A 25,167-nucleotide genomic window follows, 5' to 3' on the forward strand; every position below is an offset into this window, starting at 1 on the left:
CTTCAAAAGGCACCTTCCTTTTCTTTCTTTAAAAATTCTTATTGTTCAAGAAGTTTTTCAATAAGCCCTGGAATCTCCTCTACTTTTGCTTCAAAAGATTCACCTGTTTTACGTACTTTCACTTCAACAATACCTTCGCCAGCTTGTTTACCAACTGTAACGCGGATTGGTAGACCAATAAGATCAGAGTCAGCGAATTTTACGCCAGCTCTCTCTGCACGATCATCGTATAGAACTTCATAACCTTGATCTTGAAGTGTGTTATAAAGAGCTGAAGCCACTTCTGTTTGCTCTTCTTTTTTCACGTTAACTGCAATAACATGAACATCATATGGAGCAACTTGTTTTGGCCATACTAAACCATTTTCATCATTATACTGTTCTGCAATAGCTGCCATTGTACGAGACACTCCGATACCATAGCATCCCATAATCATTGGCTGTGCTCGTCCATTTTCATCAAGGAACGTACCGTTCATTGCTTCACTATAACGTGTTCCAAGTTTAAAGACGTGACCAACTTCAATTCCACGAGCAAATTGAATAATTCCTTTTCCATCTGGAGAAGCATCTCCTTCTTGAATAAAGCGAAGGTCTGCATAGTCTGTTTGGAAATCTCGGCCTGGGTTTACTCCTGTAAAATGGAAGCCTTCTTCATTAGCCCCACATACACCGTTAACAATATATTCAACAGCATTGTCAGCAATTACTTTTACATTCTTCACATTGATTGGTCCAACTGAACCAACTTCGCATTGAACGATATCTTTTACTTCGTTTGCAGGAGCGAGCATAATGTCTCTTGCTTCAAGATAGTTTTTCACTTTAATGTCGTTGATTTCATGATCGCCACGTGCCAATACAAGCACATACTCGTCATCAACTTTAAAAAGAAGAGATTTAATGCATTTTTCTTTTTCAATGTTCAATGATTTTGATACATCTTCAATTGTTTTGCTGTCTGGTGTTGCTACTTTTTCAAGTTCGACAGCACTTTCTGAACTTTTTTCATAATTAGCAACAACTGGAGCCATTTCGATGTTTGCCGCAAATTCGGATTTGTCTGAGTAGGCAATTGTATCTTCACCAATGTCTGATAACACCATGAATTCATGCGTATCTTTACCACCCATTGCTCCAGAGTCTGCGATTACGGCACGGAAGTCTAGGCCACAGCGTGAAAAGATGCGGCGATATCCTTCAAACATGTCTTCGTACGTTTCATCTAAGCTTTCTTTTGTTGCATGAAATGAGTAAGCATCTTTCATAATAAATTCACGACCTCGTAAAAGCCCAAAGCGTGGACGCTTCTCATCACGGAATTTTGTTTGAATTTGATACACATTTAACGGAAGTTTTTTGTATGATTTTACCTCATCGCGAAGCAGGCTTGTCACAACTTCTTCATGTGTTGGTCCTAGAGCAAACTCACGACCGTGACGATCGTTAAAGCGCATAAGTTCAGGACCGTAAGAACTCCAGCGTCCTGATTCTTGCCAAAGTTCAGCAAGCTGAAGCGTTGGCATTAGCATTTCTGATGAACCTGCTCTGTCCATTTCTTCACGAACAATTTTTTCTACTTTTGCAAGCACGCGCTTACCAAGAGGTAAAATGCTGTAAATACCGCTTGCATTTTGTCTCATAAATCCTGCACGAATTAAAAGCTGGTGACTTCTAATTTCAGCATCTGCTGGCACTTCACGCAGCGTTGGGATAAACATTGCACTTTGTTTCATGGTTTCTCCACCTTTATCCATAATCAATTAAAAATATGAGAAGCGGCGTCCTTTTTGTTCAAAAAGGAAACGCCGCTTTTTATCTTATTGTACAAAAAAGCGTTGAATATCGTTCCATGTGACAACAAGCATAAGGAGCATCAGAAGCGCAAATCCAATAAAGTGGACAATACCTTCTTTTTGGCGATCAATTGGTTTTCCTCTTAACGCTTCAACTAAGAAGAACAGAAGACGTCCTCCATCAAGAGCCGGCAGCGGTAAAAGGTTCACAATTCCAAGGTTAATGCTCAGTGCAGCAGCCCATTTCATCAAGTAGTAGAATCCTGACTGTGCGACTTGTTCTGTTGAAACATAAATTCCAACTGGTCCTGAAAGCATATCAATTGAGAACTGTCCTGTCACTAGTTTTCCAAGTGTTAGAACGATTTCTTTCGTCCATGTTAGCGTTTCAGTTACTCCGTTGGCAATCGCACCGAAAAAGGATTTTTCAACAGGCTGATAGACACCAATAACCCCTACTGTTTCCTCGCCTCGTTTTTCACTTTTTGGCGTAACGTTAATTTCTTCGGCCTGCCCATTACGTTCCACATCAAACGTTACTTCTTCCCCTGGATGTTTTACGACTTTACTTACAACGTCTGTCCACGACGATACACTTTCCCCGTCAATTGCTTTTACAACGTCACCTTCTTGTAAGCCTGCTTCTTGGGCAGCTCCATCTGATGTGATTTCTCCCATAATTGGTTTATCTACCGTGTAGCCTTGAAAAACGCCGATAATCGCAAAAAGGAAGAAAGCAAGCACAAAGTTCATCATTGGACCAGCAAAAATTGCCATTGCACGCTGACCAAGCGTTTTTGAACCAAACTGACGCTTGTACGGGGCAATTTGTACTTCTTCTCCGTCATTAACGAAAAATGATGTATCACTAACGGTAAAGCGCTCAAGACGACCTTCTTCTGAAGAAGATTCATATCCTTCTACAAACATTTTATGTTCTAAGTCGATACGTTCAACTTCAACGACCGTTGCATCTGGATGCTCGTCTTTATTGTTAATAATGATTTTATTAACCTCGTCTTTATCATTGAACTTTAGTCCAATCATTTGACCTGGTTTTACTTCAATCATTTCTGGATCTTCTCCAGCCATGCGGACAAACCCACCAAGTGGCAAGAGACGAATTGTATATACAGTTTCATTCTTTGTGAATGAAAAAACTTTTGGACCGAAGCCAATGGCAAATTCGCGGCAAAGAATGCCAGCACGTTTTGCAAAAATAAGATGCCCTAGCTCGTGAACAAAAACTAGTAACCCAAAAATGAGTACAAACGCTATAGGTGTCGGCAAAAGCTATTACCTCCTTTAAGAAATTAAAGACAATACGTAAGACCTTGTTTCTAAATCTACTTCTTTTATTGTCTGAAGACAAGGATTTTGCTGGACAGTATGCCAGTTTAATGCCTTCTCAATCACGTCTTCAATTTGCAGGAAGGAAATTTTCCCTTCAAGGAATAACGCAACGGCTTGTTCATTTGCTGCATTCAATACAGTTGGCATTGTACCTCCTGTTTTCCCTGCTTCAAAAGCAAAAGAAAGACAGCGATAACGTTCGAAATCCATTTTAGCAAAATCCAATGTACCAATCTCAGCGAGGTTAAGAGGCGTAGAAGGAAGCACCATCCGATTTGGATATGTAAGAGCGTATTGAATAGGTACGCGCATATCAGGTGTTCCAAGCTGAGCCATCACGCTACGGTCATGAAATTCAACCATAGAATGAATGATACTTTGTTTATGGAGAAGCACATCTATTTTCTCATATGGCATGTTAAAAAGCCAATGCGCTTCAATAACTTCTAATCCTTTGTTCATCATTGTTGCTGAATCAATGGTAATCTTTGCGCCCATTGACCAGTTTGGATGGTTTAAGGCTTCCTCAACGGTTACTCCTTCTAGCTCTTGTCTTGTTTTGTCTCGAAAACTTCCTCCAGAAGCCGTAATAATGAGACGATTAATCTCTTTCATATTTTCGCCTTGCAAACATTGATAAATAGCAGAATGTTCACTATCAACCGGAAGGATGCTTACTCCATATTCCTGAGCTTCCTTCATAACAAGATGGCCTGCTGTTACAAGCGTTTCCTTATTTGCAAGGGCAATAGTTTTACGCGCTCTAATAGCTTCTATTGTTGGAAAGAGACCAACGCTCCCCATTACAGCCGTAACAACAACATCTGCTTCAGAACATGTAGCAACTTCTATCAAACCTTCTTCTCCATATACAATAGTAATATTGAGAAACTCGTCTTTTAATACCTCATAGTCTTCTTTTTTTGAAACTGATAAAATCCTAGGCTGAAATTCTGCTACAATTTCTCGTGCTTTATCAATATTTTGTCCTACTGACATGGAAACGAGTGAGAATTCGTCACGATGCGTTCGAATGACATCTAGCGTTTGTGTTCCAATTGAACCCGTTGCACCTAGTAAGGCAATTTTCTTCACGTATGTCACCCCGTTCAATTATATTAAAAAGTAAAGAATAGGGAAAACAAACAGCCAGCTGTCTGTTCGGTCAAGCACTCCCCCGTGTCCAGGTAAAATATTGCCTGAATCTTTCACACCATAATGGCGTTTAAACGCTGATTCTACAAGATCTCCAACTTGTCCAAATATAGAAAGAACAAGACCGATCACCATAAGATGAAGAGGGGACTCTGTAAGCGGCGATAAAAACGCAAAAAGAAGCGCTACAATTACTCCACAAACAATTCCTCCAACTGAGCCTTCAATTGTCTTGTTTGGACTAATGTCAGGCCATAGTTTTCGTTTCCCCATACTTTTCCCAATAAAATATGCTCCAGAATCACTTGCCCATGTTACAAAAAGAGCAAGAAATACATAAGAAAGCTGTTCTTCGCGAATCGCAATAAAATAATAAAAACCCATTCCAATATAGATGGTTGCTAAAAGAACAAAACCAACATCATCGAATGTAAAACGGTTTTTAATTAATACAGTATACGTTAGCAGCAATAAAACAGCGAGCAAAACAACTTCTACTTTATGATTAAATATCGTATTAGCAAGCGACCCATTTGCCTCTGAAAGCAAAAACGTCCAAATAAGTAAGACACTCATAAACGTTGGGAAAGATAGAAGCGAAATTTTTCGCATTTTTAATAATTCAAAAACTCCAACCGTTGCTAACAAATAAACAAGCAGTGTAAAAGGCAACCCGCCAACTAAGACAAGGGGTACAAAGATAGCGGCTGCAATGACTCCTGTAATGATTCGTTGCCTCATTTTTTATCAACATCCTTCACGCCACCGAAACGGCGTCCTCTATTTTGGTAATCCTCTAAAGCTGACAGAAAATGTTCTCCTCTAAAGTCAGGCCATAGAACATCTGTAAACCAAAATTCAGCATAAGCAAGCTGCCATAGCATAAAATTACTTAAGCGAATTTCCCCGCTTGTGCGAATAAGCAAATCAGGGTCTTTAAGGTCTCCGCTCATCAAATGCTTCTGAATATCAGCTTCTGTTACAGCCTTGTTTGGATCAGCTTCTTCCATCAGTTTATTCACCGCATAAACAAGCTCATCACGGGATCCATAGTTTAACGCAAAGTTTAAAATAAGGCCCGTATTTTCCTTCGTTCTTTCGATTGCATTGTTTACGGCATTGAGCGTATGGGCTGGAAGTCTTTCTTTCTTTCCCATCACCCTTACTTGGACATTTTCTTCAATCAGCTCTGGTAAAAATGTGTTTAAAAACTCTTCTGGAAGCTTCATAAGAAATTCAACTTCCATTTTTGGCCTTTTCCAATTTTCTGTTGAAAATGCGTAGAGAGTTAATACTTTAACATTTAACTCATTGGCAGCACGAGTAATTTTCCGCACAACTTTCATTCCTTCATGGTGACCCATAATGCGCGGCATGGCTCGTTTCTGAGCCCAGCGTCCGTTTCCGTCCATGATGATGGCTACATGCTCTGGAATAGATCCTTTCATCACTTGTTTCTTACGCTGTTCATACGTACCTGTATTTGACTTTTGCTCCTTTAAAAGCTGTTGAAATTTCTTTATCATGTCAAAAGTCCCCCGTTATGCAAACATCATCTTTTTTTCTGTAATTTTTGTATAAAAAGGCTCGGTCCCCTTTTATATTTTTCATACTACCATTATTAACAAAAAAACCCCCTGTAAACAATAGAGGGTCTTTTACAATATATTTTACAGCGAAAAAGATTATACTTCCATAATTTCTTTTTCTTTATCTTTTGCAATACCATCCACTTTTTCGATGTACGAGTCTGTAAGCTTTTGAATGTCTTCTGTGTAGCTACGGAGATCATCCTCTGTAATCTCTCCATTTTTCTCAAGCTTTTTAAGATCTTCGTTTCCGTCACGACGAATATTACGTACGGCTACCTTGCTATCCTCGCTGTATTTCTTCACAAGTTTTACAAGTTCACGACGACGCTCTTCTGTTAAAGCAGGAATTGTAATACGGATGATTGTGCCGTCATTTGATGGAGTAAGACCAAGGTCTGCTTTCATGATTGCTTTTTCAATTTCAGCAAGCTGTGTTTTGTCATATGGTTGGATAACAAGCATACGAGCTTCAGGTACACTGATTGTTGCAAGCTGGTTTAATGGTGTTTGAACACCATAATATTCAATCATTACTTTATCAAGTAGAGATGGATTAGCACGTCCAGCACGAACTGTTGCTAATTCTCTTGTTAAAGCTCCTGTCGCTTTTTCCATTCTTTCTTTTGTTTCATTTAATACTGTTTTTGGCATTATTCTTTCCCCCTTACAATTGTTCCAATGTTCTCTCCTACAACAACACGTTTAATGTTGCCTTCTTCCATAACAGAGAATACGATAAGTGGAATATCGTTATCCATACATAGTGAAGAAGCTGTAGAATCCATGACTGCTAAACCTTGTTGAAGCACTTCAATATAAGAAAGTGTTTCGTATTTTACAGCATCAGGTACTAAAGTTGGGTCTGCGCTATATACTCCGTCTACGTTGTTTTTAGCCATTAAAATAACGTCTGCTTCAATTTCTGCAGCACGCAGAGCAGCCGTTGTATCTGTTGAGAAGTACGGATTCCCTGTTCCTGCCGCAAAAATGACAACGCGTTTCTTTTCAAGATGGCGAATCGCTTTTCGTCTTATGTACGGTTCAGCTACTTGGCGCATTTCAATTGACGTTTGCACGCGTGTTTGTACTCCAAGATTCTCTAAGCTATCTTGTAATGAAAGAGAATTCATTACCGTTGCAAGCATTCCCATGTAGTCTGCATTTGCACGATCCATCCCCATCTCACTACCAATTTTACCACGCCAGATGTTCCCACCGCCAACAACAATGGCAATTTCAACACCTAAATCGTAAATTTCTTTTACTTGAGCAGCAACAGACTTGATGATTTCAGGTTTGATTCCAAATCCTTGTGATCCTGCTAATGCTTCACCGCTCAGCTTTAATACAATTCGATTATATTTTGCACTACTCATATTAAACCTCCATCGTCCCAAGTGTACGATATCATTTTTTAGGAAAGGGGAACACAACGTGTTCCCCCCTTCTTTGCTTTATAATTTGCCCATTTATAAAGAATATAATGGTCTTATTTTTTAACTTGGTTCATTACTTCTTCAGCGAAGTTTTCTTCACGTTTTTCCATACCTTCGCCAACTTCATAACGAGTGAAGTCTGCAACAGTAGCACCTTTAGAGGAAACGAATTTACCTACTTTTTGATCAGAATCTTTAACAAATGCTTGATCTAGTAAGCAAATTTCTTCAAAGTATTTGCCAAGACGGCCTTCAACCATTTTTGCAACGATTTTTTCTGGTTTACCTTCGTTAAGAGCTTGTTGAGTTAATACTTCACGCTCACGAGCTACTTCTTCTTCAGAAACAGCGTCACGAGAGATGTATTTAGGATTGATTGCAGCGATGTGCATAGCAACGTCTTTTGCAACAGCTTCGTCAGTAGTTCCTTCAAGAACTGTTAGTACACCAATGCGTCCACCCATATGAAGGTAAGCACCAAATGCATCATTGTCGCCTTTTGTTTTAAGAGCGAAACGACGAAGAGAAAGTTTTTCACCAATTTTAGCAATAGCGTTGTTGATATGACCTTGAAGAGTTTCACCGTTCTCCATTTTGCTTTCTAATGCTTCTTCAAGACTAGCTGGTTTAGCAGCTAAAAGGTGTGCACTAATTTCTTTAGTAAGGTTTTGGAAACCTTCGTTTTTCGCAACAAAGTCAGTTTCAGAGTTCACTTCGATAATAACAGCTTCATTACCTTGAACCTCGATTTGTGTTAGACCTTCAGCAGCGATACGGTCAGCTTTTTTAGCAGCTTTTGCGATCCCTTTTTCACGAAGGAAATCAATTGCTTTTTCCATATCCCCTTCAGTTTGAGTTAGTGCTTTTTTGCAGTCCATCATACCTGCGCCTGTTTTTTCACGTAGTTCTTTTACCATTTGTGCTGTAATCGCCATAATATTGCCTCCTTAGTTTTGGTATGTATCAAGTAATCATCTGTAAAAAAAGGTGATAAAAGGCTACCCCTTTATCACCTTTCCTTCATTAAGCAGTTGTTGTTTCAGTTTCAGTTGCTGCTTCTTCACCTTGTTTAGCTTCAAGAACAGCATCAGCCATTTTAGAAGTTAGAAGTTTAACAGCGCGGATTGCATCATCGTTTGCAGGGATAACATAGTCGATTTCGTCTGGATCACAGTTTGTATCTACGATACCAACGATCGGAATATTTAATTTTCTTGCTTCAGCCACTGCGATACGCTCTTTACGAGGGTCGATGATGAATAGTGCATCTGGAAGTTGCTTCATGTCTTTGATTCCGCCTAGGAATTTTTCAAGACGCTCAAGCTCTTTACGTAAGCCTACAACTTCTTTCTTAGGAAGAACTTCGAAAGTTCCGTCTTCTGCCATACGCTCGATGTCTTTAAGACGCTTAACGCGTTTTTGGATTGTTTGGAAGTTTGTTAAAGTACCACCTAACCAACGTTGGTTAACGAAGTACATACCAGCACGTGCTGCTTCTTCTTTAACAGAATCTTGTGCTTGTTTTTTAGTACCAACGAAAAGGATTTTTCCACCTTCTGCTGCTACGTCTTTAACGAAGTGGAATGCTTCGTCAACTTTTTTCACAGTTTTTTGAAGATCGATGATATAGATCCCGTTACGCTCTGTGAAAATATATTTCTTCATTTTTGGGTTCCAACGGCGAGTTTGGTGACCGAAGTGAACACCTGCTTCAAGTAATTGTTTCATTGAAATTACTGACATTAATTTTTCCTCCTAACGGTTTTTGGGTTCCTCCGCTTAAGTCATCTTTAGATAAAACTGACGTTGAGCCAGCACCGTTATCTAAATCTTTAAGCGTGTGTATTAACACCAGAAATAAATATAGCACATTCACTATTCACAAGCAAGTTCAAATTCTATTTTCTTGTCGAAATTGTAAGAATAGGCGAATTTCCGCATCCCCTCTATGTAGATGTTTGGCAATTTCTTCACTTGTTAAACCTCTATCATGTAAAAAATAAACTGTTTTCCGCAATTGCTCCCCTTCCAGCTCGTCTATCTTTAGTTTTGAAAGATATATTTCAACAATGTCTTCTTGCATTTGAAAAGCTGGAAGAAGATCAGAGAGATTTTCAGGTTTGCTAACTGCATTAAATTTTGCGCAATTTGTTTTTTTTGTATTATTTTCTCTCGACTTTTTTAAACTCTCAATGAGATTATGATGCTCTTCTTGAAGCTCAAGTAAATAAGCAGCCATTGTTTCTTCGAGTTCTTTTGCCGAGCGTTTTTGTTCTTGCTCTATTCTCTTCATTTCACCTCTTTTCATATAAAGAAGCGTAATACAAAAGAAAGATATGACGTGTAAAATGAGAGAAATCACAATAAAGAACGCCATTTTTCTCCTCCTTCCTTTTCATAGAAAAAGACGAGCATTAAAGAGCTCGTCTTCTTTAGGCCTGCTCCATTATCTTTGTAAGCATGTGACGCATTTTATATAATGCTTTTGAATGAATTTGAGAAATGCGCGACGTTGATAACGACATCACATGACCAATCTCTGTAAATGTTAAATCTTCTTTATAAAAAAGAGACACAACAAGCTGTTCTTTTTCGTTTAAGTTTTCAATAACTTTAGCAAGATTTTCATACATTTCTTCTTTCAAAAGCTCTTCTTCAGGAAGAACTGCTTTATCATCACGAATAGAATATGTTTGGTGTTCTTTGTCTTCAGATTCTTTCATATATTCATCCATTGATAATATATTAGCGAAAAAACCTTCATTCATTGTTTGCAACACTTCTTCTTCTGTTACATCTAGACTTGCTGCTATCTCTTTAGGGGCGACCGTTCGTAAATATTCTTGCTCAAGCTCTTCAATTTTTGATTCAATCTTTTTAGCTCGTTCTCTCGCTCCTCTTGAAAGCCAATCTTCTTTTCTTAATCCATCTATAATAGCACCACGCACGCGGAATGATGCATATGTATCAAATTTCAAATCGCGTTTATAATCAAATTTTTCAAGTGCATCATACAACCCTGTAAGGCCAAGGCTGAACAAATCCTCTTTACTTACACTTTTTGGAATACCAATTAAAATGCGTTGAACATGGTAATGGACGAGCGACATATATTTACGAACCAACATGTTTCCGGCATGAGGGTCTCGTGAATGTGTCCATTTTAGCCAATATTGTTCTTCTAGAGATGGTTGTGCCATTCGACTCCTCCTCGTCATGCAAACAGCTTTAATTCAATACCTTATATTTTTAAATGAATTCTGTTATGCTAAACTACCGCTTCAAAAATTTAATGTTCATCGCTCATAGATTTATATTTCTCTAACATTTGTGTTGGCGCTTCGAATGAAAAGAACTTTGCTTACAGGATCAAATTTAATCGTTCTTCCTCTTCGTCCCCCAACGTCCTTCGAAAGGAGAGGGACATTGGCTTCTTGTAAGAATCGTTTAAGAGCCTCAATATTTCTTGGTCCAATCCTCATATCCTGCTCTGTTGAGTAATGTTGAAACATTTGGGCACCACCTGCAATTTTTGCTCGGAAATTCCCTAACTTTCCACCGTTTTGTAACAGTGTTTCGCACAAAGCATACACAGCTGTATCAGCATATTTCGCTCTATTAAAATTTCTACCTCCACTTTTTTCTGCATAAGGTAGCATCACGTGTGCCATAGCAGCCATCTTTTCTTTTTGATCATAAATGACGACCCCTACACAAGAGCCAAGGCCGACGGTATAAATACAGGATGGTGCACGGACAAATCCCATTTCCGCAATGCCTACCTTTACCGCGTCTTTTCGATTATTTCTCACTTGAAATGCTCCTTGTAAGAGAAAAATTTCAAATCAAACTCTCTATCTTTTTCATCATATGCTTCCTGTTCTTCTTTTTCAATAAGGGAAAGACTGCAATGCATTCTACCTCATTTAAAATCTACTGTTCTAAAACTTTATTAATATCAAGAGCTAATAAAAACTTATCTTCCCTTTTTACAGATCCATTCACATAGTAGGAACTTCCATCATCAGGAGAAGCTATTCCTTGTTCATCAAGATCTAAAATATCAACAGCTTCATCTACAATAAGCCCAACTTCTCCTTCTTCACCTTTTACGACAACAATCCGTGTTGCACTATCATATTTTTTTTCTTTCATTCCAACCCTTAGACGAAGATCAATAAGTGGTGTAACAACTCCTCTTAAGTTTGTTACTCCTTTAATGTAGGGAAATGTTCGTGGAACATGTGTGATAGTATGCATTTTTTCAATGGAACAAATATGAGAAATTGGCAAGATATAAGCATTGTTTCCTACGTTAAATTGAAGCATTTTCATCCGTTTATCCCCTTTACTCTGTCTTTAAAAAGCTCATTATGATTTAGAATGAGCACTACCTTGCCATCTCCTAAAATCGTAGCTCCGGAAACAAGACTAACATGTTTTAAATAAGAACTAAGTGGTTTGACAACGATATCTTGTTGATGAAGAAACCCGTCTACAACAAGAGCTACGTATTTTTCTCCTTTTTCTAGAATAACAACATAGTGATGAAGACGTTCCTTTTGTGCTTCATTATATTCAAAAAGCTCATTTAAGAAAAAAAGCGGGATCACTTTATTCCGAAAATGGATAGCATATTCTTCTCCAATATGTAAAATCTCTTCTTTTTCAATAAAAAGCGTTTCTGTAATTGATGAAATAGGAACAGCACAAATATCTTCTTTCATTTTAATGAGCATCGCGCACACGATAGAGAGCGTAGCAGGAATATCAATTGAAAACACTGTTCCTTGTCCACTATTAGAAGTAACACTTGTTGTTCCACCTAATGCTTCAATACTGTTTCGTACTACATCAAGCCCAACACCACGGCCTGATAAATTGGAAACTTCATCTGCTGTAGAAAATCCTGGTGTAAATAAAAGTTGGTAAACATCCTCATCAAGCATTGAGTTTGCTTTTTGATTTGAAACAATGCTTTTACTAATAGCCTTAGCTAATACACTCTGGCGGTTTATTCCACTTCCATCATCTTTAATCTCGATTAGAATGCGGCTTCCTTTATATCGGGCGCTAAGCTCTATTGTTCCTTCTAATTCTTTTCCATTTTCTCTTCTTTGTTCTGGCTGCTCAATGCCGTGATCTATAGAATTTCGAATAAGATGAACGAGCGGATCTCCAATTTTCTCAACAATTGTTCGATCAAGCGCTGTCTCTTGTCCTGTCAATTTCACGCGAATTTTCTTTCCAAGAGTTTTAGCTAAGTTTCTAACCATTGGTGGAAAACGTTTAAACGCAGTTTCAATGGGAACCATTCGCATGTTAATGACAACTTGCTGCAAATCATTTGTTAATCGAAAAAGGTGTTTAACTGTGTCATCAAGATCATGATCAGAAAAAGGCTGAATCATTTGCTGAATACGCGTTCTATCAATCACAAGCTCTTCTACTAAATTCATAAGCACATTCAAATCATCAAGCTTCACTCGAACGGTTTCAGAAGCTGCCGTGTGATCAGAAGAGACTATATCTTCTTTTTTGTTCTCTCTTATATGAAGCTCAACGTTTTTCACATCGGTCATGTGCATTACTTCTTTTTGAATGAGTGAAAAGGGCTCATCTGATCTTATATGAATTATAAAATGTTCTGTGAAATTACCTTCTTTAATCTCTTCAAAGCTTGGAGAAGTTTTAATAACAGTAGCATACTCTTCGATCTTCTGAAGCACCATATAAGCACGCGCTCCCTTTAATAAGCAATCTTCATCAAGATGGATTTTGATTATACTATCAACATCTATAGAAAGAGACGAGGGAGACTTTTCTTCTCCTTCTTTAGAAAGGGATGGGTACGATAGAAATTCATGAAGTTCTGTTAGCGTATCTGTTTTAAATAATTCAGCTCCTTCCCCTTTCATAATCTTATCTATGAATTTGCTAAGCTCTTCCACCGCTTGAAACATTAAATCTATGAGATCATTAGACCAATCTATCTTTTCATTTCTAAGTTCATCGAGAATATTTTCTAATCCGTGCGTAAGCTCTGTTACGTGTTCATAGCCCATTGTTGCCGCCATTCCCTTTAGCGTATGAGCAGATCTAAAAATTTCGTGCACAACTCCGTCTTCTCGCGTACCGTTCTCTACTTTTAGAAGATAATCATACATATTTTGAAGATGCTGTTTACTTTCATCAATAAAAATATCCAAATATTGATTCATCTCCATGCTGTCCACCTCAATACTTTCTAAATTACAAACTACTTCGAGAAACGTATTTTTTATAATCTTTCTCTTTTTTCAAGAAACTGATGTTTTAATCGAGCTAGAAACCCACCTTTTAAAGACTTTGCAGAAGCAGGGTTTACAAAAGATGCTGCAAGCTCTTCCACTGCTTTTGTCGCTTTTCCATTTGGATAGGGAATAGAAAATGGTACTTGTTTCATCGCTGCTTTTGTGACTGCAGAATCGGTCGGAATTCGCCCTAAATAGCTCAGTTGACCGTTTAAAAATTTTTCAGTCACTTTATTTATTCGTCTAAAAACACCCTCCCCTTCTCGTAAGGAAGAAGTCTTATTTATTACAACATTATAAGGACCTTCTAGGGACTCCATCATCATAAACTTCACAGAAGCATATCCATCCATTAATGATGTTGGCTCTGGCGTTATGATCACAACAATTTCGTCAGCTGCCTTTAAGAAGGATAAAACGCTCTTCGACATTCCCGCTCCCATGTCAAAAATAACATAATCATATTGCACAAAAGAGTCGTCAAATTGCGCAAGTAAATGAGTTATGTCTCCCTCATCCATTTCAACAAGCGTATTTAATCCTGTTCCTCCTGAAAGGATATCAATGCCGTAGCTACTTTTTGACACAGCTTCTTGTACTGCTACATTTCCATGTAGAACATCTGCAATTGTATACTGTGTTGATATTCCCATTAAAATTTCTACGTTACCCATCCCAACATCCATATCAAACAAAAGCACTTTATAGCCAAGTTTATGAAGAGAAAGAGCAAAGTTAATGGAAAAATGAGTTTTCCCTACTCCTCCTTTTCCACTTAATACAGCTAATGCTTTCGTTTTTTTGATTCCTTGCATTTTTAGTCTAAGACGTTCTGCCTGATCTTTCATCCTCACTCTTCCTTAAATAAAAAATTTGCAATATTATTTTCTGTAACCGAAAGTAAATCATCAGGCACATCTTGGCCATTTGTTATATAGTAAACTGGTTTTTTATACTTGTGCATCATATTAATAATTGCTCCTAATGACGATGTTTCATCACTTTTTGTGAAAAGAAAAGACTGAATAGGCAATGAAGAAAAGCGGGAAACTATCTCTTCCATATCGTTTTGCTTTGCCGTTAAGGCTAGGACTAAATGGGTATCCATATTATTTTGAAAGGGAATGAAGCTTTGCAATGCTTTTACATACTGTTCATCTCTGTAATTTCGTCCTGCTGTATCAATAATGATATGGTCATAAGAAACAAATTTTTCGAGCGCTTTTTCAAATTCTCCTTTGTTATAACAAACAAGAAGAGGAACATTTAAAATATCAGCATATGTTTTCAACTGCGATATGGCGGATACTCTGTACGTGTCTGTTGTAATAAATGCAACGCTTTTTCCATCTTGTAAAACATACTTTGCCGCAAGTTTAGCAAGAGTTGTTGTTTTCCCGACTCCTGTTGGTCCTACAAGATTAATACATTTTTTAGCTTTTTTTTCGGTATAAAGCGGGATCACAAGATCTTTTATATAATGCTTTGCTTCCTTTACTACGTTTGCTTCTCCAAGAAAATACTTTTCAAGAAGCAATGGCGTCATCTCATCTAAAATTGATTCTTGTATTCCCTGATTCTCTAAATGCACGAAAACTTCTTTAACTGTCTCTGGGTAGCTCGCAAACTTTTTCTCCGCAGAAGAGGACGAAACAGCTTCTTTTAATGACTTGATTTCTAATAAAAGCTCTTCGTATTGAAGAGATCGAGCAGCTTGTTGTTTTGGCTTCTCTTCTCTTTTTTTTACGGAGATAGCAGACTGAGTTCCTCTCTCAACAGCAGCAATGACCTCAAGCTTTTTAGTTTTGAAAAGCCCGAGAAATCCGCCCGTCTTCACTGCTTTTGAGTTTAAAATAACCGCTTCTCTTCCAAGTTCCCCTCGAATCCTGTCCATCGCCTCTTTCATTGTCTTAACTCTATATTTTTTTACTTTCATTAGATATTTACCACTCCAATACTCTGCACCTCAACTGAGGGCTCAAGCTCGTTATACGATAGAACCGCTATTTGTGGAATGTAACGTTCAATAAGCTGACGCACATACATGCGAACGGCTGGTGAACACAAAATAACGGCATGATGTTCGTAAAGGGAAGACTGTTCAACTTCATGAGCAATATTTTGAACAATTGTTTGGGAAACAGTCGGATCAAGCGACAAATAGTTTCCATGCTCTGTTTGATGTACTGCTTCTGCCATTGTTTTTTCCACTTTTCCAGACAGAGTAATCACTTTTAGGCCATTATTCTCTTGTGAATGCTGAGAAGTAATTTGACGAGACAGTGATTGACGTACATACTCTGTAAGCAAATCTGGATCTGAGGAAGTTTTCCCGTAATCTGCTAGCGTTTCGAAAATAACAGGCAAGTTCCGAATAGAAACGTTCTCCCTCAGTAGTTTAGACAGTACTTTTTGAACATCGCCAACACTTAAAATTGCAGGCGTAATTTCTTCAACTAAAATTGGATATGTTTCTTTTACATGATCAATAAGCTGTTTTGTTTCTTGACGTCCTAGCAGTTCATGAGCGTTTTGTCTGATGATTTCTGTAATGTGTGTTGACACAACAGAAGGGGGGTCAACGACCGTGTAGCCATACATTTCTGCTCTTTCCTTCATCTCTTCATTTACCCATTTTGCCTTCATGCCAAATGCAGGCTCCACTGTATCAATTCCTTCGATTCCTTCCTCTTCCTCACCAGGGCTTATTGCCAAGTAATGATCAAGAAGAAGCTCTCCTTTTGCAAGTTCGTTTCCCTTTATTTTCAAGCGATACTCATTTGGTTGTAGTTGAATATTGTCTCTTATTCTAACAACAGGGATTACAAGGCCAAGTTCAAGCGCAAGCTGTCTTCTAATCATAATAACCCGATCTAGAAGATCGCCTCCTTGGTTCGTATCTGCAAGAGGAATCAATCCATAGCCAAATTCAAACTCAATCGGATCTACATTTAATAAGCTAACAACACTTTCAGGACTTTTCATCTCATCAAGCTGCGTTTCTTCACGAGCAAGCTCATCTTCTGTTTCTTCTTCCTTACTCTGCTGTTTTGAGATCATATATCCTCCAAAAGCAATCAATCCACCGAGAGGAAGCGTTAATACATCGCTTATCGGCGTAACAAGTCCTAAGAAAATAATAGTTCCACCTGTAATATACAAAACAGGAGGTAGCCTAAAAAGCTGCTTTGTAATATCTTGACTTAAGTTTCCGTCAGACGCTGCTCTTGTCACGATAATTCCTGTTGCTGTTGAAAGCATTAAGGCTGGGATTTGACTCACAAGCCCGTCCCCAACCGTTAAGAGCGTATACGTTGTCGAAGCTTCGGAAAGAGACATGCCAAGTTGCATCATGCCCACAATCATTCCAACGATAATATTAATGATTGTAATAATCACTCCTGCAATAGCGTCTCCTTTTACAAACTTACTTCCTCCGTCCATTGCTCCATAAAAATCTGCTTCCCGCTGAATTTTTTCGCGGCGCTCAACGGCTTCACGCTCCGAAATCATACCAGCATTTAAGTCAGCATCAATACTCATTTGCTTCCCTGGCATTGCGTCAAGTGTAAAACGTGCCGCTACTTCGGAAACACGCTCCGCTCCTTTTGTAATAACAATAAATTGAATAATAATTAAGATGATAAAAACAACAAATCCAACAAGAGGGTTTCCCCCTACAACAAAGTTCCCAAACGTTTCAACTACTCCCCCAGCTTCCCCTTGGCCTAAAATAGAACGAGTTGTCGAAACGTTTAATCCTAAGCGAAAAAGCGTTAATACAAGAAGAAGTGATGGAAACACGGACATTTCTAATGCCTCTCTCATATTCATCGCCATAAGGAGAACAAGAAGTGAAAGGGAAATGTTGACCATGATCAGGACACTTAACAACCACGTTGGAAGCGGAATAACGAGCATAACGATAATTAAAACAACGCCTAATATAATTGGTAGATCTCTTGCTGTCACGTTCTTTCTTTCCTCCTTTGTTTAGAATACTAAATCTTTTTTTGAATCCGGTATACATAAGCTAAAATCTCAGCCACTGCTTTAAAAAATTCTTCAGGAATGGCTTGTCCTACTTCAGCTTGCTCATATAACCCTCTGGCAAGCGGTCGATTTTCAATCATTGTAATATCATGTTGTGCGGCAACTCCTTTGATCTTTTGAGCAACAAAATCAACTCCGCTTGCCACAATGTAAGGCGCATCTGCTTTTTGTTCATCGTATTTTAGAGCAACAGCATAGTGTGTTGGATTTGTAATAATAACATCTGCTGTAGGTACATCTTGCATCATACGTGACATTGCCATTACCCGCTGTTTTTGCTTAATTTTTGAACGAATCTGCGGGTCTCCTTCCGTGTTTTTATGCTCGTCTTTAATATCTTGCTTTGACATTCGAATGTTTTTTTCATAGTCGTATCGCTGATAAGCATAATCCAAAACCGCCATAAAAAGCAGCACAAGTGACGCCGCAATCCCCATTTGAAAAATAAGTTTTCCAATTGTCGGCATAGCATCTTGAACACCTTTTTGTGCTAACAGAAGAACTTCTTTTAAGTTCGCCCATAAAATAAAAAAAGTGACAAGCCCAATGCATGAAATTTTTAATACAGACTTAAAAAGTTCCACAAGGGCACGCATTGCAAAAATTCGCTTAGCGCCCGTAATGGGATTGATTTTTTTTAGATCAAATTTTAATGTTTCAGTAGAAAACAAAAGTCCTATTTGAGCATAGTTTGTCAAAATCCCACCAATAAGAGCCACTGCCATAATAGGAAGAACGGCGAATGCGATTTTAGGAAGAAGGTCCATAAATACTTTCATGACGTTTTGTTCTGTAATATCAAAGAGCAGATTATGCGAGAATCCTTCTGCTAAAATATCTAAAAACTGTTCTAGCATAAACTTGGCTCCAAACGAAAAATAAAGAAATAAAAACAAGAAAACAAGGGCTGCATTGATATCCTGACTTTTGGCTACTTGTCCTTTTTTTCTTGAATCTTGCCTTTTCTTTGGAGTTGCTTTTTCCGTCTTTTCTCCCGCAAAAAACTGGAGATTAAGCTTTAACATTATTCCCCTCCTAGGCGAGCTGCGAGCTGCATCATTACTTCAAGCATTAAATCAAACACTTCCTTCATAACGGAAAACAAGCTGCCAATGACGATAATTAATAGTAAAAACGTAACCATAATCTTTACAGGAAATCCAACAACAAAAATGTTCAGCTGTGGTACTGTACGGGCTACTATCCCTAAAGCAACATCAACAAGGAAGATTGCAGCTACAATTGGAAGCGATAACTGAAGAGCAATAGCGAACATAGACGAAAACCCATAAATGACTGTCTTAATAAACGACTCTTCTCCAAAGTGAAGTGATAGTTGACTAAGCGGCACAAGCTGAAAACTTTCATAAAGACCATTAATTAATAAATGATGACCATCAATCGATAATAAAAATAACATGGCAAAAATAGATAAGTATTGTCCAACAAGCGGACTTTGAACTCCTGTCTGAGGATCAATAACACTAGCAATTGCAAAGCCCATTTGGAAATCAATAAAACTTCCTGCTGTTTGAATAGCGCTAAAGGCAATATAAGCAATAAGACCAAGGCTAATGCCAACAATGCATTCCTTTAGACTCAAGAGCAAAAATCGTCCGTCAATTGGAATAGCTTCAGCTCCGATAGCACTTGTTAATACAATAGCTAGCAAAGCTGAAAATCCTATTTTGTGCGACGAAGGAATCGTCCTGTAAGAGAAAAATGGAGCCACAATAAAGAACGTTGATATGCGAACAAGCACGAGCAAAAAAGTTGGGAGAATAGAAAGTAAATGGTCCATTTCAATCACCCTATATAATGATGCAAGTTACTGAAAAGTTGATATGTAAACTCAACCATTGTAGATAGCATCCATGGGCCAAATAAAATCATCCCAAGGAACACGGCCACAATTTTGGGAATAAAAGCGAGTGTCTGTTCTTGAATTTGAGTTGTTGCTTGAAAAATACTAACAAGCAAACCAACAACGAGCGCGAGTAAAAGCAATGGTCCACTTACAAGAAGAATGGTCCATATTCCGCGCTCTGCTAACGAGATAATAAATTCACTATTCATAGTAACCACCTATTGAAAACTTAAGAGTAAGGATTTAATAACAAGGTTCCAGCCATCTACAAGAACAAAAAGTAAAATTTTAAATGGTAAAGAAATCATGACAGGCGGAAGCATCATCATCCCCATTGACATCAAAATGCTTGAGACAATCATATCGATAACTAAAAACGGGACAAAAATCATAAAACCAATTTGAAAAGCCGTCTTCAATTCGCTAATCGCAAAAGCAGGCACAAGAGCACGCATTGAGATTTCTTCTATTGACTCAGGCTTTTCTGCTCCTTCATAGTTTAAAAAAAGAGCGAGATCTTTCTCTCTTGTGTACTTGGTCATAAATTCCTTCATAGGCAGTGATGCTTTATCATAAGCCTCATTTAAACTAATTTCGTTGTTAAATAACGGCTGTAGCGCTTCTTTATTCACTTCTGAAAACGTTGGTGCCATGACAAAAAAGCTGATGAATAAAGCGAGCCCAATAAGCACCTGCGTTGGAGGTGTTTGCTGAGTACCAAGTGCTGTTCTTAAAAAAGCGAGTACAACCACAACTCTTGTAAAGCACGTCATTAAAATTAAAATGCCTGGTGCTAAAGAAAAAACGGTCAGCAACAAAAGCAGTTTTATTGTTGTTGATACAGATTCTGTGTCTGTCGTATTGAAAAGATTTACAAACTCATTCATCGTCGCCGTTTTTCCTTTCCATCTTATTTAAAAGCTCTGATCTTTCATTTTTCATTTCTTGTAAACGAGATTGAAATTCAGTCTTAAAATCCTTTTGTGTTCTTTTGCGTTTTTCCAAAAAAGTAGGAAGAAGCGTTTTATATGTTTCGCTACTTCCAAGCTCATTGTATTCGCGCAAAAGCTTTTCTCTTTCTTCGTTATCCGTAATTTGTGTTAAAAGTTCAACGTTTTGTCCCACTCCTACCACAAGTACTCTTTCTCCTACTTTGACCACCTGTACAGAGCGATTGTTTCCTAAGTTTGTTCCACCTAAATTTTGAACAAGTTTATGTGCTTGAAGTCCATGATTCCGCTTGTTTACAAATTTTAAAACTCCATATAAAAGGGCAATAACAAAAATAAAAGCTATTACTACTTTGACGTAGTCCCAAGCGGACACAAAATTATGGGCGCTCTCACTTTGATTTTTAGAATCTTTGGTTGTTTGAGCCGTTTCTCCACACTTTTCCTTGTTTTCTAGACAATCACTAACAGATGGCTCGCTGGCTGCAAATGCTATGGATGGAGATAATAAAAACAACACGCAGATGATACCAGCTATCGTTTTTAACACTTTCAACAAAAGCCACCTCTTCTATGAAATTTCATAGCCAAGGTGTAGAGAACACCTTGGCTCTATATCTTATCCTAATGTTTTAGAAATTGCTTCAATAACTCGATCTGCTTGAAACGGTTTAACAATAAAGTCCTTTGCACCAGCTTGGATAGCATCGATAACCATCGCTTGCTGTCCCATTGCTGAGCACATAATTACCTTGGCATTTGGATTCACTTTCTTAATTTCCTTCAGCGAGTGAATGCCGTCCATTTCAGGCATTGTAATATCCATTGTTACAAGATCTGGTTTATGCTCTTTATATTGTTCAATAGCTTGCAGTCCATCTGCAGCTTCAGCTACAACTTCGTAGCCATTCTTCGTTAAAATATCTTTAATCATCATTCTCATAAACGCAGCATCGTCAACAACTAAAATCCGCTTTGACATTCCCTTGCCTCCTCATCAATCTTACTTTCTTATCTTAATTTGTTTAAACGATCTCGTTGACTTACGATATCTGTAACACGCACCCCAAAGTTTTCATCAATAACGACAACTTCTCCTTGAGCTACAAGCTTGTTATTTACTAATATATCAACAGGCTCACCTGCTAATTTATCAAGCTCAATAATAGATCCTGATGAAAGAGTTAAAATTTCTCTAACAGACCTTCTTGTTCTTCCAAGCTCAACTGTTACATCTAAAGGAACATCCAATAACATATCTAAGTTTTTCGTATCCGCTTTTTGAATTGGAGATGGCTCAAATTCAGAAAAAGTAGCCTGCTGAACATCTGTTTGAGAAGGACGGGACTCGTAAGGAGTATCTTGCTTTTTTGTATTCATCGAATGGTCTTGCTCATAATCAAAGTATTGTTTTTCATCCTTCATCATTTTCTGTTCCTCTGCCATTTTTTCTTCCGTTATTTTTATCGGTTCATTTGAATCATTTTTACGTGCTACATCTCGATGAGTTAAACTGCCAACCATTTGCTTTGCAACACGAAGAGGCATAAGCTGCATAATGTCTGAGTCCATAAGCTCGCCAATTTTCAGTTTGAAGGCCACTTTTACAAGCGTTTCTTCTGGTGGTACGACTTTTGTACCTTCTCCTTCAATGATATTTAATAGCTCTAGACTTGGAGGAGAAATATCTACCTTTTTCTGAAATACTTTTGACATAGATGTCGCAGATGTTCCCATCATCTGATTCATTGCTTCTTCGACAGCACTTGTCTGAATATCGTTTAGCTCAGGTGCAGCATCTTTCCCTGTTCCTCCAAGCATAAGATCAGCAATAATTGTGGCATCCTTCTGGGAAATAATAAATAAGTTCACTCCGCTTAATCCGTTTACATACTCTACTTGAAGAGCAACACAAGGATGCGGAAATTCTCTTGCTAAATCATGATGATATATAAGGGAAATACCAGGGGTTGTAATCTCTACTTTTTGATTTAATAAAGTAGACAAAGTGGTGGCAGAGCTCCCAAAAGAGATATTTCCGATTTCACCTAAAATATCGCGTTCTTCTTCTGTTAAGAGCTGATCAACGTTTTCCTGCTCTAGGCTCTCATAGTCATCGTCACTTCCCTGAAGGAGAGCATCTATTTCATCTTGTGAAAGCATGTTGTCATTGTTCATCGCTTTCCCCTCCCGTCACTTTTTCTAAGATTTGTACAGCCATTTTACGTCCCATTTTCCCTGGCTGTGCTTTAAATTTAGGTATATGATTTACTTTAATTGTTAACGATTGACCAATCGATTGGTCCAAACAAATCACGTCTTCATTTCCAAGTGATAAAAAGTCTTCAATTGTAATTTTCGCTTGACCGAGCTCTGCTACAATAGGAAGCTCTGCGGTATACACACGTTTTTTTAGGAGCTCTGTTTCTTCAGAAGTCGGCTCTTTTTTTGTTGACTGCATCCAATAGTGCATGGAAAGCTTTGAGACGATAGGTTCAAGTACAACGTGTGGTAAACAAATGTTAATCATTCCCTTTACATCTCCAATTTGAGTTGTAAGCGAAACAACGACAACTGTTTCATTTGGTGAAACCATTTGAAGGAATTGAGGGTTTACTTCAAAGTCAGAAAGCTGTGGTTTCATTTTAGCAACGCTGCTCCAAGCTTCTTCAAATGAATCTAGCGATTTCTCTACAAGATCTGTAATTAACTTTGTTTCAATTTCTGTTAGTGTGTCAACTTTGTTTACACTAGAGCCTGTCCCACCTAAACGTCTATCAAGCATGGCATAGGCAACCTGTGGATTTAATTCAAAAAGCACTCTCCCAGCAAGAGGAGGAACTTCAATAATGTTCAAAAATGTCATATTAGGGATTGACCGTATAAATTCTTCATATGGAATTTGATCAACAGATGCTACTGAAATTTGCACATATGTACGTAGCTGTGCTGAAAGATGCGTTGTTAAAAGACGAGCAAAGTTTTCGTGAATGCGCGTTAAGCTTCGAATTTGATCTTTTGAAAAGCGAAGCGCTCGTTTGAAATCATATACTTTTACTTTTTTAGCCCGATCTTCTTTGCGAAGTTGTTCTGCATCCATCTCACCAGCTGAAATGGCTGAAAGTAATGCATCTATTTCACTTTGTGATAATACTTCATTAGACAAGCTATACGCACCTCCTTGAGACGCTTTATCATTTATTGTAGTATTTTGGAGGTTGTATAAATTTTTACAACTTTTCCTTCTTGCATCAAACTATTAATCTCTTCTTTCAACATTTGTTCAAGTGAAGAAATCCCTTCTTTGCCTTGAAATTGTTCTACTTTCATATTCGAAAGCTGTTTAATCATAAGATCTCTTACTTGAAATTCACGTTTTGTTAGTTCTTCTTTTGCTTCCTTACTATTCGTTTGAAGAGTAAACGACATCTTTATATAATTTTCACTTGATAAGTTCGTTGTAACGTCATCAATATTTACAGAAGCCTCCACAATTTCATCAATAGATGGCTCTTTCACTTCTTCTGCTTTTCCTTCCTTTTCAAACAGGAAAAACCAAGTACTACCTCCAGCAAGCAGTAAAAGAAAAATAATAATCGTTATAATTCTCACTTTTTTCCCCATCAATCTTCTTCTCCCTGCACATTCTTTTTACCTAAAATATGAACTTCTCCGTAAAAAGCGCTCACTTTAGCGGAAACAGATTCGACCGTTTCTCTTACAACAAACTTCTTCCCATTTGTTAACGTAATCGTTGTATCTGGAAATGCCTCCACCTGTTCAATATATAAAGCATTCAAAGTAAATTCTTTGCCATTTAGACGCGTCAGCATAATCATTCCAAATGCTCAACTCCTATGATTCTATCGTTTAAGGTTTAATAGCTCTTGCAATACTTCATCAGATGTTGTAATTACTTTTGTATTAGCTTGAAAACCGCGCTGGGCTACAATCATATCCGTAAATTCCTCTGACAAGTCAACATTTGACATTTCAAGAGTTCCTGACATTACTTCACCATATCCATCCGCGCCAGGTGTACCATTCAAAGGTATTCCTGAGTTCGCAGAAGATTGGAATAATGACCCTCCTGCTTTCTCTAATCCTTCTGGGTTAGAAAAACGAGTAAGTCCGAGTGTTGCTACAACGTTCCAGTTACCATTTACTTTCACATTGATTCTTCCTGAAGTATCAATAGCGATATCTTCAGCATTTGTTCCAATCGTAATGGCTTGATTATTCGTATTTAAAACTCTATAGCCGTCTCCGTTAACAAGGGCACCACTAGCATCTACATAAAAATTGCCTGCTCTTGTATAAAATTCTTCACCGTTTCCTGATTGAACTCGGAAATATCCATCTCCGGCAATAGACAAATCAAGCGTTCGACCTGTTGACTGTGTACTTCCTTCTGTATGAAGAGTATCAATAGACTGAATTTGTGAACCTAAGCCAATTTGTTTTGCATTTATCCCGCCTAAATTCACACCATTTTGGTTCGTTGGAGCATTTGCGCTTCCAACTTGCTGACTTATCATATCTTTAAAAAGAACTCTTCCTTTTTTGAATCCAGCCGTGTTTACATTAGCAACGTTATTTCCAATCACATCAAGCTTTGTTTGAAAGTTTTTCATTCCACTAATCCCAGAATACATCGAACGTAACATATACA

General features: G+C 38.0%; 28 protein-coding genes. All 28 read right to left on the reverse strand.

The window, feature by feature from the left end:
• Window positions 1-38: 38 nt before the first annotated feature.
• On the reverse strand, window positions 39-1,736 hold the full coding sequence (locus ACK3CR_RS20250) for a proline--tRNA ligase (protein ID WP_488976055.1): 1,698 nt from the start codon (window positions 1,734-1,736) through the stop codon (window positions 39-41).
• Between the two features lie 84 nt (window positions 1,737-1,820).
• A complete protein-coding gene (rseP, locus tag ACK3CR_RS20255; protein WP_243518259.1) occupies window positions 1,821-3,086 on the reverse strand; it encodes an RIP metalloprotease RseP in 1,266 nt (421 codons plus the stop codon).
• A 15-nt stretch (window positions 3,087-3,101) separates the two neighbouring features.
• Window positions 3,102-4,244 (reverse strand): 1-deoxy-D-xylulose-5-phosphate reductoisomerase, encoded by a 1,143-nt coding sequence (gene dxr / locus ACK3CR_RS20260; protein WP_243518257.1) that lies wholly within the window; start codon window positions 4,242-4,244, stop codon window positions 3,102-3,104.
• Between the two features lie 18 nt (window positions 4,245-4,262).
• Window positions 4,263-5,045, reverse strand: coding sequence for a phosphatidate cytidylyltransferase (locus ACK3CR_RS20265; protein WP_488976056.1), 783 nt, complete (start codon window positions 5,043-5,045; stop codon window positions 4,263-4,265).
• Entirely contained in the window at window positions 5,042-5,752 is a 711-nt protein-coding gene (gene uppS, locus ACK3CR_RS20270) for an undecaprenyl pyrophosphate synthase (RefSeq protein ID WP_243520742.1), read from the reverse strand. Before uppS ends, ACK3CR_RS20265 begins: the two co-directional genes overlap by 4 nt.
• A gap of 237 nt (window positions 5,753-5,989) precedes the next feature.
• Complete coding sequence (frr, locus tag ACK3CR_RS20275; protein WP_061801696.1) at window positions 5,990-6,547, reverse strand: ribosome recycling factor; 558 nt, start codon at window positions 6,545-6,547, stop codon at window positions 5,990-5,992.
• The gene (pyrH, locus tag ACK3CR_RS20280) at window positions 6,547-7,272 is read right to left on the reverse strand and encodes a UMP kinase (protein WP_061801697.1); all 726 of its coding nucleotides are present in this window, start codon (window positions 7,270-7,272) and stop codon (window positions 6,547-6,549) included. Before pyrH ends, frr begins: the two co-directional genes overlap by 1 nt.
• Window positions 7,273-7,385: 113 nt before the next feature.
• On the reverse strand, window positions 7,386-8,267 hold the full coding sequence (gene tsf / locus ACK3CR_RS20285) for a translation elongation factor Ts (RefSeq protein ID WP_111925221.1): 882 nt from the start codon (window positions 8,265-8,267) through the stop codon (window positions 7,386-7,388).
• Between the two features lie 88 nt (window positions 8,268-8,355).
• Window positions 8,356-9,075 carry a 30S ribosomal protein S2 gene (gene rpsB, locus ACK3CR_RS20290; protein WP_019391841.1) on the reverse strand — a complete coding sequence of 240 codons (720 nt, stop codon included), beginning with the start codon at window positions 9,073-9,075 and terminating at the stop codon, window positions 8,356-8,358.
• Window positions 9,076-9,223: 148 nt separating this feature from the next.
• Window positions 9,224-9,709 (reverse strand): hypothetical protein, encoded by a 486-nt coding sequence (locus ACK3CR_RS20295; protein WP_243518255.1) that lies wholly within the window; start codon window positions 9,707-9,709, stop codon window positions 9,224-9,226.
• Between the two features lie 55 nt (window positions 9,710-9,764).
• Window positions 9,765-10,532, reverse strand: a complete 768-nt coding sequence (locus ACK3CR_RS20300) for a FliA/WhiG family RNA polymerase sigma factor (RefSeq protein ID WP_243518253.1) — start codon at window positions 10,530-10,532, stop codon at window positions 9,765-9,767.
• Window positions 10,533-10,643: 111 nt separating this feature from the next.
• Window positions 10,644-11,099, reverse strand: a complete 456-nt coding sequence (locus ACK3CR_RS20305; RefSeq protein ID WP_430238035.1) for a chemotaxis protein CheD — start codon at window positions 11,097-11,099, stop codon at window positions 10,644-10,646.
• Between the two features lie 166 nt (window positions 11,100-11,265).
• The gene (locus ACK3CR_RS20310; protein WP_488976057.1) at window positions 11,266-11,667 is read right to left on the reverse strand and encodes a chemotaxis protein CheW; all 402 of its coding nucleotides are present in this window, start codon (window positions 11,665-11,667) and stop codon (window positions 11,266-11,268) included.
• A complete protein-coding gene (locus ACK3CR_RS20315) occupies window positions 11,664-13,559 on the reverse strand; it encodes a chemotaxis protein CheA (protein ID WP_488976058.1) in 1,896 nt (631 codons plus the stop codon). Before ACK3CR_RS20315 ends, ACK3CR_RS20310 begins: the two co-directional genes overlap by 4 nt.
• A 53-nt stretch (window positions 13,560-13,612) precedes the next feature.
• Complete coding sequence (locus tag ACK3CR_RS20320) at window positions 13,613-14,473, reverse strand: MinD/ParA family protein (RefSeq protein WP_488976059.1); 861 nt, start codon at window positions 14,471-14,473, stop codon at window positions 13,613-13,615.
• A 2-nt stretch (window positions 14,474-14,475) separates the two neighbouring features.
• On the reverse strand, window positions 14,476-15,561 hold the full coding sequence (gene flhF, locus ACK3CR_RS20325) for a flagellar biosynthesis GTPase FlhF (protein WP_243518247.1): 1,086 nt from the start codon (window positions 15,559-15,561) through the stop codon (window positions 14,476-14,478).
• Window positions 15,561-17,597 (reverse strand): flagellar biosynthesis protein FlhA, encoded by a 2,037-nt coding sequence (flhA, locus tag ACK3CR_RS20330; protein ID WP_243518245.1) that lies wholly within the window; start codon window positions 17,595-17,597, stop codon window positions 15,561-15,563. The genes flhF and flhA overlap by 1 nt, the downstream gene beginning before the upstream one ends.
• A 29-nt stretch (window positions 17,598-17,626) precedes the next feature.
• Complete coding sequence (gene flhB, locus ACK3CR_RS20335; RefSeq protein WP_243518243.1) at window positions 17,627-18,703, reverse strand: flagellar biosynthesis protein FlhB; 1,077 nt, start codon at window positions 18,701-18,703, stop codon at window positions 17,627-17,629.
• The gene (fliR, locus tag ACK3CR_RS20340) at window positions 18,703-19,479 is read right to left on the reverse strand and encodes a flagellar biosynthetic protein FliR (RefSeq protein WP_243518241.1); all 777 of its coding nucleotides are present in this window, start codon (window positions 19,477-19,479) and stop codon (window positions 18,703-18,705) included. Before fliR ends, flhB begins: the two co-directional genes overlap by 1 nt.
• A 5-nt stretch (window positions 19,480-19,484) precedes the next feature.
• Window positions 19,485-19,754, reverse strand: coding sequence for a flagellar biosynthesis protein FliQ (gene fliQ / locus ACK3CR_RS20345; RefSeq protein ID WP_019391829.1), 270 nt, complete (start codon window positions 19,752-19,754; stop codon window positions 19,485-19,487).
• A gap of 9 nt (window positions 19,755-19,763) precedes the next feature.
• Window positions 19,764-20,432, reverse strand: coding sequence for a flagellar type III secretion system pore protein FliP (gene fliP / locus ACK3CR_RS20350; protein ID WP_243518239.1), 669 nt, complete (start codon window positions 20,430-20,432; stop codon window positions 19,764-19,766).
• On the reverse strand, window positions 20,425-21,045 hold the full coding sequence (locus ACK3CR_RS20355; protein ID WP_243520737.1) for a flagellar biosynthetic protein FliO: 621 nt from the start codon (window positions 21,043-21,045) through the stop codon (window positions 20,425-20,427). The genes fliP and ACK3CR_RS20355 overlap by 8 nt, the downstream gene beginning before the upstream one ends.
• Before the next feature lie 69 nt (window positions 21,046-21,114).
• Window positions 21,115-21,477, reverse strand: coding sequence for a response regulator (locus ACK3CR_RS20360; RefSeq protein WP_061801711.1), 363 nt, complete (start codon window positions 21,475-21,477; stop codon window positions 21,115-21,117).
• A 29-nt stretch (window positions 21,478-21,506) separates the two neighbouring features.
• Window positions 21,507-22,673 carry a flagellar motor switch phosphatase FliY gene (fliY, locus tag ACK3CR_RS20365; RefSeq protein ID WP_243518237.1) on the reverse strand — a complete coding sequence of 389 codons (1,167 nt, stop codon included), beginning with the start codon at window positions 22,671-22,673 and terminating at the stop codon, window positions 21,507-21,509.
• On the reverse strand, window positions 22,663-23,661 hold the full coding sequence (gene fliM, locus ACK3CR_RS20370; RefSeq protein ID WP_480380499.1) for a flagellar motor switch protein FliM: 999 nt from the start codon (window positions 23,659-23,661) through the stop codon (window positions 22,663-22,665). Before fliM ends, fliY begins: the two co-directional genes overlap by 11 nt.
• Before the next feature lie 32 nt (window positions 23,662-23,693).
• A complete protein-coding gene (fliL, locus tag ACK3CR_RS20375) occupies window positions 23,694-24,119 on the reverse strand; it encodes a flagellar basal body-associated protein FliL (protein WP_480380500.1) in 426 nt (141 codons plus the stop codon).
• On the reverse strand, window positions 24,119-24,334 hold the full coding sequence (locus tag ACK3CR_RS20380; protein ID WP_243518229.1) for a flagellar FlbD family protein: 216 nt from the start codon (window positions 24,332-24,334) through the stop codon (window positions 24,119-24,121). The genes fliL and ACK3CR_RS20380 overlap by 1 nt, the downstream gene beginning before the upstream one ends.
• Before the next feature lie 24 nt (window positions 24,335-24,358).
• Window positions 24,359-25,162, reverse strand: coding sequence for a flagellar basal body rod protein FlgG (gene flgG, locus ACK3CR_RS20385; protein ID WP_488976060.1), 804 nt, complete (start codon window positions 25,160-25,162; stop codon window positions 24,359-24,361).
• Window positions 25,163-25,167 lie beyond the last annotated feature (5 nt).

This window comes from Priestia sp. TRM10, from assembly GCF_057808375.1.